The sequence below is a fragment of the Kribbella orskensis genome, from assembly GCF_004342085.1.
GTDB classification, from domain to species: Bacteria; Actinomycetota; Actinomycetes; order Propionibacteriales; family Kribbellaceae; genus Kribbella; species Kribbella orskensis.
The window spans coordinates 114,183-128,447 of record NZ_SLWM01000007.1 but is presented as its reverse complement, the minus strand read 5'-3'; the positions used below and the strand labels follow the sequence as shown (position 1 = coordinate 128,447).

General features: G+C 67.8%; 11 protein-coding genes. 3 read left to right on the top strand and 8 right to left on the bottom strand.

The features are described from left to right. Positions 1 to 22 precede the first annotated feature (22 nt). From EV644_RS20825 to EV644_RS20790, 8 genes are all read right to left on the bottom strand, one after another. Positions 23 to 643: a response regulator transcription factor gene (locus tag EV644_RS20825; RefSeq protein WP_132190346.1), complete on the bottom strand. Its 621-nt coding sequence runs from the start codon at positions 641 to 643 to the stop codon at positions 23 to 25. A gap of 206 nt (positions 644 to 849) precedes the next feature. Beyond that, positions 850 to 2,100: a CehA/McbA family metallohydrolase gene (locus EV644_RS20820; RefSeq protein ID WP_132190345.1), complete on the bottom strand. Its 1,251-nt coding sequence runs from the start codon at positions 2,098 to 2,100 to the stop codon at positions 850 to 852. A 10-nt stretch (positions 2,101 to 2,110) separates the two neighbouring features. Then, positions 2,111 to 3,202 (bottom strand): ABC transporter ATP-binding protein, encoded by a 1,092-nt coding sequence (locus EV644_RS20815; protein ID WP_132190344.1) that lies wholly within the window; start codon positions 3,200 to 3,202, stop codon positions 2,111 to 2,113. Between the two features lie 40 nt (positions 3,203 to 3,242). Continuing rightward, on the bottom strand, positions 3,243 to 4,064 hold the full coding sequence (locus EV644_RS20810; RefSeq protein ID WP_132190343.1) for a carbohydrate ABC transporter permease: 822 nt from the start codon (positions 4,062 to 4,064) through the stop codon (positions 3,243 to 3,245). After that, complete coding sequence (locus EV644_RS20805) at positions 4,061 to 4,984, bottom strand: carbohydrate ABC transporter permease (protein ID WP_132190342.1); 924 nt, start codon at positions 4,982 to 4,984, stop codon at positions 4,061 to 4,063. The genes EV644_RS20810 and EV644_RS20805 overlap by 4 nt, the downstream gene beginning before the upstream one ends. Beyond that, entirely contained in the window at positions 4,984 to 6,411 is a 1,428-nt protein-coding gene (locus EV644_RS20800; RefSeq protein WP_132190341.1) for an extracellular solute-binding protein, read from the bottom strand. The genes EV644_RS20805 and EV644_RS20800 overlap by 1 nt, the downstream gene beginning before the upstream one ends. A 500-nt stretch (positions 6,412 to 6,911) precedes the next feature. Beyond that, positions 6,912 to 7,454, bottom strand: coding sequence for a hypothetical protein (locus EV644_RS45435; RefSeq protein WP_199239932.1), 543 nt, complete (start codon positions 7,452 to 7,454; stop codon positions 6,912 to 6,914). A 43-nt stretch (positions 7,455 to 7,497) separates the two neighbouring features. Continuing rightward, positions 7,498 to 9,804, bottom strand: a complete 2,307-nt coding sequence (locus EV644_RS20790) for a DEAD/DEAH box helicase (RefSeq protein WP_132190340.1) — start codon at positions 9,802 to 9,804, stop codon at positions 7,498 to 7,500. 188 nt (positions 9,805 to 9,992) lie between these two features. Between EV644_RS20790 and EV644_RS20785 the strand changes: the two genes are divergently transcribed. The 3 genes from EV644_RS20785 (at position 9,993) to EV644_RS20775 (ending at position 14,264) form a co-directional block, all read left to right on the top strand. Next, complete coding sequence (locus tag EV644_RS20785; RefSeq protein WP_439649178.1) at positions 9,993 to 10,352, top strand: STAS domain-containing protein; 360 nt, start codon at positions 9,993 to 9,995, stop codon at positions 10,350 to 10,352. Between the two features lie 248 nt (positions 10,353 to 10,600). Beyond that, positions 10,601 to 12,904 carry a sodium-translocating pyrophosphatase gene (locus tag EV644_RS20780; protein ID WP_132190339.1) on the top strand — a complete coding sequence of 768 codons (2,304 nt, stop codon included), beginning with the start codon at positions 10,601 to 10,603 and terminating at the stop codon, positions 12,902 to 12,904. A gap of 358 nt (positions 12,905 to 13,262) precedes the next feature. After that, entirely contained in the window at positions 13,263 to 14,264 is a 1,002-nt protein-coding gene (locus EV644_RS20775) for an ABC transporter ATP-binding protein (RefSeq protein WP_132190338.1), read from the top strand. Position 14,265 lies beyond the last annotated feature (1 nt).

The following is a 14,265-nucleotide window of genomic DNA, read 5'->3' as shown; positions in this document are numbered from 1 at the left end:
TACGAGGAAGAGCGCTGGCGGGTCAGTCGAGGAGCCAGCCGTTGCGTTCGGCAATGGAGATGGCGTCGGCTCTGGTCCGGGCTCCCGTTTTGCCGATGGCGGACCAGAGGCGGGTCCGGACCACGCGTTCGGAGACGTCCAGCTTCCTGGCCATAAGTGCGACGGAACCACCTTCGCGGGCTGCGCGGAGGGTTCGCGTCTCGCCCTCGTTCAGGGGTGTGTCGGCGTACTGCAGCGTTTCCGCGGCCAGGTTCGCATCGACAACACGGAGGCCGAGGTGGACGCGGCGTACGGCGTCGGCGAGTTGCGGCGCGGGACTGCCCTTGAGGGCGAAGCCCTTCGCGCCGGCTTCGAGGCCGCGGCGAAGGTGTACCGGGCGGCCGTAGGTGGTGAGCATGACTACGCGGCATTCCGGCATCGAGGTGCGGAGCTCGGTGGTGACGTTGATGCTGTCGTATCCGGGACCGCCGGCGTCGAGCAGCGCCACGTTCGCGCGGTGCCGCTTGGCGGCAGTCACGACGTCGTCGGTGCGATTGAGTTCGGCGACGATCTCCAGATCCCGTTCGCGTTCCAGACCGCTTCTGAGGACGCCTCGGCTGAGGATCTGGTCATCGACCAGCAGCAGCCGGATGCGGTCGGGCAAATGAGCCTCCGGGGTATCCGTCCGGGCGCCGGGGAAGTGCGTCCGGGAGGAGTGAGCAGGACTTCGGTTCCAGATCATGAGCCCCGAAACTCACCCCGTCCACATCAACGCGGTATCTCTACCAGATTGCGACCAGATCGCGACCCGCCCACCACCCACCCCGATCCCGAACCGCCAACCCGCCCGTGCCATCACAACAAACTCAGCTAGTTGGTGATTGCGATGAAGGTGCCGGTGTGGTCTACGAGGACGTGGCCGCCGGCGGTGTGGGCGGGGAGGGTCTCGTGGGGGGTGCGGATGGGGTGGCGGGTGCCTTCTGGGGTGATGAGGACGGTGTTGGGGGCGTCGAGGACTACGAACTCGTTGGCGTTGCGGAGGACGACCGGGGCGTTGTAGCCGGCGGAGATGGCGGTGCGGCCGGCGGCCATGCCTTCCAGTACTGCGGTGGGGAGTTCGTCGGGCCCTTCGGCGGCGGCGTCGATGGCGATCCAGGTGGTCGGGGTGCCGGGCGGGGCCAGCGAGGTGGGGTTGTGCCAGTCGCTGCCGCCGATCGGGATGGTGTTCGAGAGACCCCAGGCTTCCCACCAGGCGACCGGGCCGCCCCAGCGACGGTCGAGCCAGGAGGAGTGCCAGATCTCGGCCAGCGCGGGGTGCTCGGGCAGTGGTTGCCGCCAGGAGCAGTCGCCGCCGAGCGGGTGGTTGATCGAGAGCAGGCCGCCGCGTTGGGCGACCTCCGAGACCCAGGTGGAGGCCGGGCGGCGGAAGTCGATCACGCCGATGGCGCCGAACGCGTTCGCGTGTCCCGACTCGGTCGTCACCTCCTGCCCCGGGATGAGCCCGATGCCGAATTGCCGACTCAGCCCAGGCAGTTCCAGGTGATGCGCCTCGGTGTTGTGATCGGTGATCGCCAGGACGTCGAGCCCAGCCAACACCCCGAGCGCGGCGAGGTTCGCGATCGGGGTCGAGCCGTCGGAGTGCAACGAGTGCGCGTGGAAGTCACCCGCCACCCACCGAAGCCCATCCGGGGCCGGAAGTTCCCGCCGCGGCGGACGAGCCGGTACGCCGACGGCAGCCGTCGCCGCGGCGTACTCGGCAAGGCCCGGGGTCACCGACACGGGACCGGTGACGGCCTCGATCACGAGTTCGACGCCTTCGACGGGTACCCGATGCAGGCCGATCACGACCCACCAGACACCCGCTTCGAGCTCGCCGGCCAGGTAGCCGGGAGTGGCCGCAGTGGGGGTGATCGCGAAGGACCGCCGAGCACCTCCGGACCAACCACGCCAGCCGCCGGCGCCTTCGCAGCCGAGGTCGATCACCGCGCCCTCGACGTCAGGCACGGTCAGGGTGACGGACAGGCCGTCGCAGCCGGGCGGGATGTCGACCGGCAGCGAATGCCAGACCGAGGCAGCCCGGTCATCGAGAGTCCACCGTTGCCGGTAAGTCGTGACAGCCATCAGCAGACCATCAACCGACCGGCGCAGGCTGCCGAGCCAGCAGTTCGCCCGACTCCTTGTCGTAGAGCAGCACCCGGGACTCGGAAGCGGTCAGCACCACAGTCGCACCCGGATCCGGCTCGTGCTCCTCAGGCACCGTGACCCCGATCAGCGTTCCGTCGCACTCGACGCTGACCAAGGACTGGGTCCCCAGGTTCTCCGCGACCACCACCGAGCCGCGGATCGACGGACCGGACACGTCCCCGATCGACAGCGTCAGGTACTCCGGCCGCACGCCGACCGTCACCTCCGCACCGACCGGTACGGAACCAGTAGCCGCAGGCAACGATCCGCCGGCGATCGACACGGAGCCACCGGAAGCGACCGTACCGGTCAGCAGGTTCATCGGCGTGGATCCGATGAAGTTCGCCACGAAGGTGTTCGCCGGCCGGGCGAAGACCTCGCGCGGGCTGCCCAGCTGACGGAGCTTGCCGGACTGCATCACGGCGATCCGGTCGGCCAGTGCGAGCGCCTCGGCCTGGTCGTGGGTGACGAAGACCGTGGTGATGCCCAGGTCCTTCTGCAGCTTCTTCAGGAACGTCCTGGCCTCCAGCCGCAACCGCGCGTCGAGGTTGGACAGCGGCTCGTCGAGCAGCAGCACCTTGCCCTTGGACGCGATCGCCCGGGCCAGCGCGACCCGTTGCTGCTGACCGCCGGAGAGCTGCCCGGGCCTGCGTTCGAGCAAGCCCTGCAAAGAGAGTTCACCCGAGGTCCGCTCCGCGACCGCCGTACGCGTCGCGGGCGCGACTCGGCGTACCTTCAGTGGGTAGGTGATGTTCTCCGACACGGTCATGTGCGGGAACAGGGCGTAGTCCTGGAAGACCATCGCCACGCCGCGCTTGCCCGGTTCGAGGCGGGTCACGTCCGCGGAGTCGATCCGTACCGTGCCCTCGCTCGCGGGCTCCAGTCCCGCGATCGTGCGCAGCAGCGTCGTCTTCCCGCACCCGGACGGACCGAGCAGGGCGAAGAACTCGCCGTCGGCCACGCTCAGGTCCAGCCCGTCGACGGCGCGGACGCCGTTCGGGTAGACGGTCGCCAGGCCTTCGATGTCGATGCCCACCATCAGCCCCTCATCCCTCCTTGATTCAGCATCCCTTCGTGACTCAACTCTTGATCCCTCCGTGAAAGCGGAACCCATACCGCGAGTTCACCAGCAGGTACAGCACGACGACCGGGATCGAGAACAGCAGCGAGAAGACCGGGATCACCGAGAGGTTGGCGCTGCCGCCCTCGTCGGTGAAGGTCTGCAGCAGTACCGCGCCCGGCTGCTTCTCGATCGACCGGATCAGCAGGAAGGGCACCAGGAAGTTGCCCCACGAGTTCACGAACGCCCAGACCAGGATCGTCGCCAACCCCGGCCGCGCGACCGGCAGCACCACGTCCCGCAGGATCTGGACGGTCGAGGCGCCGAACACCCGCGCCGACTCCTCGTACGACTTCGGCACCGCGTCGACGAAGTCCTTCAGGATGAAGATCGCCGCCGGCAGCAGGCCACCGGTCAACACCAGCGCGACGCCGAACCGCGAGTCGATCAGCCCGAGCTGGAACATCATCACGAAGATCGGCACCATCGCCGCAGTACCGGTGACCACCGACGACAGCAGCAACAGCCCGTACAGCAAGGCGTCCCGGCCCGGGAGCCGGACCCGCGAGAGCGCGTAGCTGGCCAGCGCGGCGAAGGCCGTCACGGCGACGGCGGTGGTGACGCAGATCAGCAGCGAGTTCAGCATCGAGTGCATCGCATACGGATGCGCGCGTGTCTCGCGGAAGTTGTCCAGCGTCCAGTCGGGCCAGTGCACACCCAGGCCCGGGGAAGCGTCGAAAGGAGCCGACGCGAGCCACAGCATCGGTACCGCGAAGAACAGCGTGATCGCGCAGATCAGGACGTAGAAGCCGATCCGGCGGACGACATGGGCCGGAGTCACGAGCGCCTCCTCAGCAGCCGCAGGTAGAGCAGCGCCACCAGCAGATTCGCGATCAGCAGCAGGAACGAGATCGCCGACGAGTAGCCGAGCTCACCGCCCTGCAGCGCGACGTTGTAGATGTAGACCGGCACCGTCTCGGACTCGTGGTTCGGTCCGCCCTTGGTGAGCAGGAACGGCGAGAAGTCGTTCGCGGTCCACAGCGAGATCAGCAGCGTGTTCGTGAGCACGTGACCGCGGATGTGCGGGAACACCACGTCCCGCACCGTCTGCCAGCCCGACGCCCCGAACATCCGGGCCGACTCCAGCTGCGACGGTGGCACCGCCTGCAGCGCGGACGAGTAGAGCATCATCGAGAACGCCGTACCCCGCCAGGTGTTGAAGAGCACCAGGCAGACCATCGGGTAGTCGATCAGCCAGGCCGTTCCCTGCGTCCCGAGGATGCTGTTCAGCGTGCCGGTGTCCCGGTCGAAGAACGCGATCCACAGATAGGCGACCACCGTCGAGGGCAGGATCCAGGCCAGCAGCACCAGCGCCTCGACCGTACGCCGGACCGCCGGGCGGGCGCGGCGCATCGTCCACGCCAGCGCGAAGCCGAGGATGTTCTGCCCGATGACGGCCGAGCCGAGGACGAACAGGCACGTGAGCCAGAGCGCGTTGTGGAACAGCGCGTCGTTAAGGGCCTTGGTGTAGTTCGACAGCCCGACGATCGACGGGGAGACGGCCTCGACACCGGTCAGCCGGTAGTTCGTGATGCCGATGTAGATCGTCCAGACCGCCGGGAAGACCAGGAAGGCCCCGATCAGCAGCAGGGCCGGCGCGACGAAGCCGAGGGCCCGGGAGATCCCGAGCCCGGCGACGTCCTGGGCCGGACCGCGTACCCGCGCCGGCTGCACCGGCGCGGGTTCGGTCGTGGTCGCCATCAGTTGCTGGAGACCTTGTCCTTGCTGCCGGCAGCAGCCTCGACGGCGGTCTGGTAGCTCTTCGCGGCGGCGTCGGTGGACTTACCGCCGACCACGTCCGCCGTGGCCTGCTGCAGCGCCGCGGAGATCTTCGGGTACTCCGCCAGGCCCGGCCGGTACTGCGTGACCGGCAGCACCTTGGTGGCGACGAAGTTCAGCATCGGGTCGCCGGCCAGCACCTCGGAGTTGACGTCGGTGCGCTGGGTGATCTTGGCAGCACCGTTCAGGGAGGCCTTGACCATCTCGGCCGAGTTCATGAACTGCAGCAACTCCCAGGCCTGCTGGGGGAACTTGGTGTTCGGGTTGATCGCGGTCGCGCCGCCGCCGGACATCGAGACGAAGTCCTGGCCCTTCACCCCGCCGCCGGCCTTGCTGGCCGGGATCAGCGCGTAGCCGACCGCGGTGTCGCGGTCCGCCATCTTGGCGACGCCGTCCTTCGGCTCCACCACGCTGCGCCAGAAGTAGTCGCCCTCGAGCAGGATGCCGATCTTGTTCGCGGCGAACTCGGCGAACGACTTGTCCCGGCCCTTGGCCTCACGCTGCAGCACCGGGTCGCCCAGGCCGCTGCCGTAGACCTGCTTGTAGAGGTCCAGCACCTGCCGGACCTGCGGGCTGTCGCCCAGCCACTTACCGTCGGTGTTGATGGTCGCACCGGTGCCCACCAGCAGCGGCAGGACGCCCTGCATGCTGGTCGCCTCGCCCATCGCCGTACCGGCGTTGATCTGGATCGGGGTGACGCCCTGCAGCTTCTTCAGGGCCTGGCCCGCGCTGATGATCTCGTCCCAGGACTTGGGCTGCCAGTCGGCCGGGAGCCCGGCCTGCTGGAAGAGCTTCTTGTTGAAGTAGAGCACCCGGCCGTCCGTACCGGCCGGGACGCCGTACCGCTTGCCCTCGAACATGCCGAGCTGCTGGACGGAGTCCTGGATCTGCTTCCAGCCGTCCCAGTCGTCCACCTTGGCCGTGTCGCCGACGGTGTCGGTGAGGGGCTTGATGTAGCCGGCCTGGGCGAACTCGCCGACCCAGATGCCGTCCACGCTGATCAGGTCCGGGCCGGCCTTGTTCGACAGGCTCAGCGCCAGCTTCTGCTTGTAGACCTCGTCGTCGGACCCGTCACCCTCGAACTTCACGGTGACGTCGACGCCCTTGGCCTTCTGTGCCTCGACGAACTTCGGGATCAGCACGTCCTGGGTGAACTCCGCGCCGGCGCTGTTCTTGCCGCCCTTCACGGAGTTGGCGCCGATCACCAGATCGACCTTCTTGGCGTCGGCGTTGCGGTTCGCGTCGGTGTCCCCGGAGCCGGAGTCCGACGACCCGAGACAGCCGGTCAGCAGGACGGTGGCGGCCGAGCCGAGAACGGCCAGCCGGGACAAGCGCGAGATACGTCGCATCAGGGGGCTCCTTGCGGGGGGTCAGTGCAGCCAGTGCCGGTACACCTTGGCACTCCGAGCTGACTATGTGAAGACTTTTTAACACCGGAGGAGAAAACGTTGTCAATTTCCTACCGACCATCCGTACGGCGGGTCGCCGGTGTGGCCCGGATGGCCGGCAGTGACTCAACGCGACGCCGACGCCACGACCAGTAATGCACAGGAGGGTCGGCGGTGGTTATGGCCAACCTCGAGAAGTTGATGCCAATGGCAACTAACTGCCAGCGGCAAACCGTGGCTCAAGGCATCGAAATCCGGCTGGGAGGTTGCCGTGCCGCGGCTATGCGGCGGCTGTGTGCCGATCGAAATACAGCAATGTACAACGGTGATGCGAGTCTCGGCGCTGTCTTACCTGGAAGCCTGTCCTCCTTCCCGGGAAGCGATCTCGCGCTCCCCGGGAAGGTGAGACGGACTCAGTTGCGACCGTGCCCGACAGTTCAGGTGCAGCTGTCCGCGGCGGATCAGTGCGGCTGCTTGGTATCGGTGCCGTCGGCAACGCTGTGCCGCTCGGCCGCCAGTCGCTCGGCCGCCGTCGGGCCGCTCGCCACCCGCTCGTCGGACCCGATCTCGACCGTCCGGCTGTCCGGATCATCCGCGGTCTCACCGGTCGTCGTAGAGCCCGCTGCCGCAGAGTCAGCCGTCGCAGAGCCCGCTGCCGCAGAGCCCGCTGCCGCAGAGTCGGCCGCCGCAGAGTCGGCCGTCGCGGCGGTGGGCGAGGAGGCGGTGGTGGGTTCGGTCTCCGTGGCCGGAGCGGCGGCGACCTGCTGGCGGAGTTCCTTGACCTCCTTGTGGCGGCGGTAGCCGCGGCCGAGTCCCTTCTTCGTCAACCACAGTCCGATCACGAGAGCCACGCCGGCTGCCGCACCGATGAAGAACAGGGTCGGTACCACCATGCCGAAGTCCACTCCGAAGACGGACATCGTGGTCGAGTCGCTGGAGGAGACCGAGACGCCGAGGCCGAGGAGGACGGCCAGGACGATCAGGACGATTCCGAGGACCACCATGATTTGCTGCCTTTCTTCCAGCCACCACCGGGTGCTGGAGCGTTCAGGCCTCGCGTGCAAGTAATGCGGTGAGCAGCGCGACCGCGCCGCCCTTGTCGAGGGGACTGTTCCCGTTCCCACATTTGGGTGACTGTACGCACGACGGGCACCCGTCCACGCACTCACAGTGTGCAATCGCCTCACGTGTCGCGGTCAACCACTCGCGCGCCGCGGCGTACCCGTGTTCGGCGAAGCCGGCGCCGCCCGGGTGCCCGTCGTACACGAAAACGGTCAGGCGGCCGGTGTCCGCGTGCTTGGCGGTGGAGACGCCGCCGATGTCCCAGCGGTCGCAGGTGGCGAACAGTGGCAGCAGGCCGATCGAGGCGTGCTCGGCGGCGTGAGCGGCCCCCGGTACGTCGTCCAGGCCGAGCTCGGCGACCTGGGAGTCCGGCATGGTCCACCAGACCGCCTTGGTGCGCAGGGTGCGCTCCGGGAGATCCAGCGGCTGCTCATCGAGCACGTCGCCGGTGACGAGTTGCTTGCGCTGGAACGAGATCACCTGGTTCGTCACCTGGACCCAGCCGCGCGAGAGTTCCGCGGAACCCCACCGCCGGGTGTCCTCGGTGGCCAGGATGCTGATCTCGGTGACGTCCCGCGCGAAAGTGGTGTAGTCCGGTGAGGCCTGCTCGACGATCGCGGCGTGGTTCTCGAGGTCGAGGGATCGGACCAGGTAGGACTCGCCCGCATGCACGTAGACCGCGCCGGCGTGCACGCTCGAATGGGCGGAGCCGCCATCTACTGTGCCCAGCAGACGCCCGGTCTGGTCTTCCACGATCTGCACGGTCTTGCCGCCGGCCGAGCGAATGTCGATCGCGTCGACGGCCCGATCGCGCCTGGTCCAGAACCAGCCGTGCGGTCGCTCCCTCAGCAGCCCCTGCCGGACCAGCTGGCCGATGACGTTCTCCGTGGTGGCGCCGAAGATGTCGTAGTCCGCCGGAGTCAGCGGCAGCTCCTGCGCCGCGGCACAGAGCTGGGGGCCGAGCACATAGGGGTTCTCGGGGTTGAACACCGTCGCCTCGACAGGCTGACCGAAGATCGCCTGTGGATGCCGGACGAGATAGGTGTCCAGCGGATCGTCGCGAGCCACGAACAAGGCCAGCGCGTCGCCACCCGACCGCCCGGCTCGTCCCGCCTGCTGCCACAGCGATGCCCGCGTGCCGGGCCAGCCGGACAGCAGTACGGCGTCCAGCCCGGCGATGTCGATCCCCAGCTCCAGGGCATTGGTCGCAGCGACGCCCGTGAGCTCCCCGCTCTGCAGCATCGCCTCGAGCCGCCGCCGCTCCTCCGGCAGATAACCGGCCCGGTACGCCGACACCTGCTCGGCCAGCGCCGGATCCACCTCGGCGAGGTTGTCCCTCGCTGTCATGGCGACGGTCTCCGCCCCTCGCCTGGACCGGACGAATGCCACGGTCCTGACCCCGGACACCACCAGATCCGTCAGCAGGTCGGCCACCTCAGCCGTGGCGGACCGGCGTACGGGTGCTCCGTTCTCGCCGTGCAGGGCGGTCAGCGGGGGCTCCCAGAGGCCGAAGGAGATGCCGCCGCGCGGTGAGCCGTCCTCGGTGACCTCGACCATCGGCAATCCCGTCAGGCGCTCTCCGGACACCGAAGGCTCCGCGACGGTGGCCGACGCGCACACGAAGATCGGATGCGCCCCGTACTGCGCGCAGACCCGCCGGAGCCGACGCAGGACGCCGGCCACGTGCGCGCCGAACACTCCCCGATAGTGATGGCACTCGTCGACCACGACGTACTGCAGGCAGCCCAGGAAGCGGGCCCAGCGTTGGTGGTTCGGCAGCACGGAGCGATGCAGCATGTCCGGGTTGCTCAGCACGTAGGTGGCGTAGTCGCGGGCCCAGTCCCTCTCGGTGCGCTCCGAGTCTCCGTCGAGCGTCGTGGGCCGCAACCCGGGCACGGAGTACGCCGAGACCGCGCGCAGCTGGTCGTGCGCCAGGGCCTTGGTGGGCGACAGGTACAAGACCGACGCCGTACGCCGGTGAGGTGATGCCGTCTGGGCGATGCTCAACGTGGCGAAGGCAGGCAGAAGGTAGCCGAGGGACTTGCCGGAAGCAGTACCGGTGGCTACGACGACGTGCTTCCCGCTGTAGGCGGCCTCGGCCGTAGCCACCTGGTGACTCCATGGCGCGGAGATGCCGGCATCCGCCAGTTGACCGAGCACTTCCTCCGGCACCCAGCGTGGCCAGGTTCCGGTCTGGCCCAGTCGCGGTGGCACCGACTCCACGTGCGTGAGCCGCTCGCCGCGGCCCGGTCCGGCAGCGAGCCGCTTGAGCACCAACGCCGCCTCACTCATGCCTTCGACCCTAGTAGTTCCCTAGGACATGGGATGTCTTCGCGCGGGCTGAGAGTGCACGGCCGGATGCGGAACGCGTGTGTGAATGCGGATACACAGGTCTTTTTCACCAGGTGGGTCGACGTGGGGAGAGCCGGAATGAAAGAGTTTTCGCACACGGCCCTTTCTCACGGTCCGTACATGGTTGAATGCAACAGTTCACGGGATCGGAGGCCGAAGTGGATCTGTCGCTGACGACGCGCACGGAGGGTGGGCGCACCGTCGTCGAGGTGGGTGGGGAGATCGACGTCTACACCGCACCGAAGCTCCGCGAGACCATCGTCTCGTTGGTCGACGCGGGGCAGTACCACCTCGTCGTGGACCTTGAAAGGGTGGAGTTCCTGGATTCCACCGCGCTCGGTGTGCTGGTCGGCGGACTCAAACGGGTGCGGACCCACGACGGCTCACTGTCGCTGGTCTGTACCCAGGAACGGCTGCTCAAGATCTTCCGGATCACCGGTCTGACAAAGGTTTTCGAGATCCACCCCGACGTCGCCTCGGCGATCTGAGGCGGAGCGAAAAGGTGTCCTGATGATCACCGACGGTGAGCGGGGTGACGGGATGGAGAACGAATCCGGTGCCAGGTTTGCCGTCTGACGTGGGTATGGCGTAGACCACCCTGTCGTCAGGTCTGGTCGGATACCCGTTAGAGTGACCCACCGCGTCAGGCCATTGGCGCTGTGTCGTAATTCTCAACCCTACGGATGCGGCAGTACGGGGGCCGTTCAGCCCTGAGGGTTGCCAACAAGGAGGACGGATGTCCGCGCTGCTTGCTGTACAAGCGGTGGATCTTTCGTCGAGCAACACCACGCTGGTCATCATCGTCGGAGTGATCGCGATCTTCGCGGTCGCCATCGCGATGGTGTTCCGCGGTCAGGTGCTTGCCGCGAACGATGGCACCGAGAACATGAAGACCATCGCTTTGGCGGTTCAGGAAGGCGCCGCGGCCTATTTGTCCCGGCAGTTCAAGACACTGTCGGTCTTCGCCGTGGTGGCTTTCCTGCTGCTGTTCCTGTTGCCGGTGCACGGCGACGGCAACGAGACCACGCTGAAGATCTTCCGCTCGGTCTTCTTCCTGGTCGGCGCGGGCTTCTCCGCCACCATCGGCTACCTGGGCATGTGGCTCGCGACCCGGGCCAACGTCCGGGTCGCCGCCGCCGCGCGGGACGAGGGCCGCGAACCCGCCATGCGGGTGGCGTTCCGGACCGGTGGGACCGTCGGGATGTTCACCGTGGGGCTCGGCCTCTTCGGTGCCGCCCTGGTGGTGCTGCTCTTCAAGGGTGACGCCCCGACCGTGCTCGAAGGCTTCGGCTTCGGTGCCGCCATGCTCGCCATGTTCATGCGGGTCGGCGGCGGTATCTTCACCAAGGCCGCCGACGTCGGCGCCGACCTGGTCGGCAAGGTCGAGCAGAACATCCCCGAGGACGACCCTCGCAACGCGGCGACCATCGCCGACAACGTGGGCGACAACGTCGGTGACTGCGCCGGTATGGCCGCGGACCTGTTCGAGTCGTACGCCGTCATGCTGGTCGCCTCGCTGATCCTGGGCAAGGCCGCCTTCGGTGAGCAGGGCCTGATCTTCCCGCTGATCGTGCCGGCCATCGGCGCCGTCACCGCGGTGATCGGTGTCTACCTGACCAAGCCGCGGGCCGGCGAGAACGGCCTGCGCACGATCAACCGGTCCTTCTACATCTCGGCGCTGATCTCTGCGGTGCTCTGTACGGTCGCCGCCTTCGTCTACCTGCCGGCCAACTTCGGCGACCTGACGGGCGCCACCGAAGCGATCGCCGCCAACGACGGTGACCCCCGCGTCATCGCCACCGTCTCGGTGATCATCGGCATCGTGCTGGCAGCGATCATCCTGGCGCTGACCGGCTACTTCACCGGTACCGAGGACAAGCCGGTCCAGGATGTTGGCAAGACCTCGCTGACCGGCGCCGCGACCGTGATCCTGTCGGGTATCTCGGTCGGCTTCGAGTCCGCCGTGTACACCGCGCTGGTGATCGCCGCCGCCGTGTACGGCGCCTTCCTGGTCGGTGGTTCCGGTGTGGTCGCGCTGTTCGCGATCGCGCTGGCCGGTTGTGGTCTGCTCACCACCGTCGGCGTCATCGTCGCGATGGACACGTTCGGCCCGGTCTCCGACAACGCGCAGGGCATCGCCGAGATGTCCGGCGACGTGGACGGCGAAGCGGCCCAGATCCTGACCGAGCTGGACGCCGTCGGCAACACCACCAAGGCCATCACCAAGGGCATCGCGATCGCCACCGCGGTGCTCGCGGCGACCGCGCTGTTCGGGTCCTACACCGACTCGATCTACTCGGTGCTGAACGACGCCGGCGACGCCGCGTTCAACGCGGACGCGCTCGTCTTCGACCCGTCCACCCTGGTCGGCCTGATCATCGGTGCGGCCGTCGTGTTCATGTTCTCCGGGCTCGCGATCAACGCCGTCGGCCGCGCCGCCGGTGCGGTCGTCTACGAGGTGCGTCGCCAGTTCCGCGACATCCCCGGGATCATGGACGGCACCGGCAAGCCGGAGTACGGCAAGGTCGTCGACATCTGCACCCGCGACTCGCTGCGTGAGCTGGCCACCCCCGGTCTGCTCGCGCTCGCGGCCCCGATCGCGGTCGGCTTCGGTCTGGGCGCCTCGGCGCTGGCCGGCTACCTGGCCGGCGCGATCGCCACCGGCACCCTGATGGCCGTCTTCCTGGCCAACTCCGGTGGCGCCTGGGACAACGCGAAGAAGCTGGTCGAGGACGGCAACCACGGCGGCAAGGGTTCGCCGGCGCACGAGGCCACCATCATCGGTGACACCGTCGGCGACCCGTTCAAGGACACCGCCGGTCCGGCCATCAACCCGTTGATCAAGGTGATGAACCTGGTCTCCGTGCTGATCGCACCGGCCGTCGTGGGCATGTCCAGCATCGGCGAGGACACCAACACGCCGCTGCGGATCATCATCGCGGTCGCGGCGCTGCTGATCATCGTCGTGGCCGTGGTGGTCTCCAAGCGCCGGGAGTCGGTCATCTCCGACACCCCGGCCGAGGTGAACGCCGCAGCCTGATCGACCCAAGGCCTGATGGCCAGGATCGAACGACTGCTTGAACGGTTGAAGCGATGGGCCCGCCGGATCACTCCGGCGGGTCCCTCGTCTTGTTCGGACAAGGTGATGGGCGTGGCCTTTCGTCGATCGGTCGTCGACTTTGGTCGGATGTACCCGTCCCGCGGGTGAGGGATCGTGGGGGACGGGTCAGGGAGTTAACCGATGGCATCTGCTCGGCCACGGACGGCAGAATCCATCCACAGGTGGACACTGCGGATCCGCCCCGGGTTCGATGCTTTGACCCGGACCGACCTTGATACTGAGGTAGACACAGCCGCCCGAGGACATACTGGCGCGCCACCGAACGAGGAGTACGGCGATGATCGAGGCAAAAGGCCTCACCAAGCGATACGGCGCAACCGTTGCCGTTGACAACCTGTCCTTCGAGGTCAAACCCGGCAAGGTGACCGGCTTCCTGGGCCCGAACGGGGCCGGCAAGTCGACCACGATGCGGATGATCCTGGGGCTCGACACCCCGACCGCCGGCGACGTCCGGATCGACGGCCAGCACTACCGCGACCTGCGCCAGCCCCTGACCAAGATCGGCGCCCTGCTGGACGCCAAGTGGGTGCATCCGAACCGCTCGGCCCGCGCTCACCTGGCCTGGATGGCAGCCTCCAACAAGCTTCCCAAGGACAGCGTCGACAAGGCGCTCGAGATGGTCGGCCTGACCTCCGTCGCGAACAAGCGCGCGGGTGCCTACTCGCTCGGCATGTCGCAGCGGCTGGGCATCGCCGGCGCCGTGCTCGGCGACCCGGAGATCCTGCTCTTCGACGAGCCGGTGAACGGTCTCGACCCCGAGGGCATCGTCTGGATCCGGACCTTCATGCACCGGCTGGCCGGCGAAGGCCGGACCGTGCTGGTCTCCAGCCACCTGCTCTCGGAGATGGCGCTGACCGCCGAGGAACTGATCGTGATCGGGCGCGGCAAGCTGATCGCGCAGAGCTCGACCACCGAGTTCGTCGACCGCGCCAGCGGCACCACTGTCAAGGTCCGCAGCCCGCAGCTCGACCAGTTGCAGGGCATCCTGCAGCAGCAGAGCCTGGTGACCCGGATCGAGGACGTCGAGGACCAGGGCAAGGTGCTGTTCGTCGAGGGTGAAGTGACCACCGACAAGATCGGTGAGACCGCCGCCGCGGAGGGCATCGTGCTGCACGAACTGACGCTGCAGCGCGGCTCGCTGGAGGCCGCCTTCATGCAGATGACCGGTGACTCGGTCGACTACCACGCACACGACGAGATCGCCGCGGTCACGGACGTCACCGCGGTTCCGCCGGTCTCCGGCGTCGAGGTGGCCGCCGGGCCGAAGGAGGACAACTGAC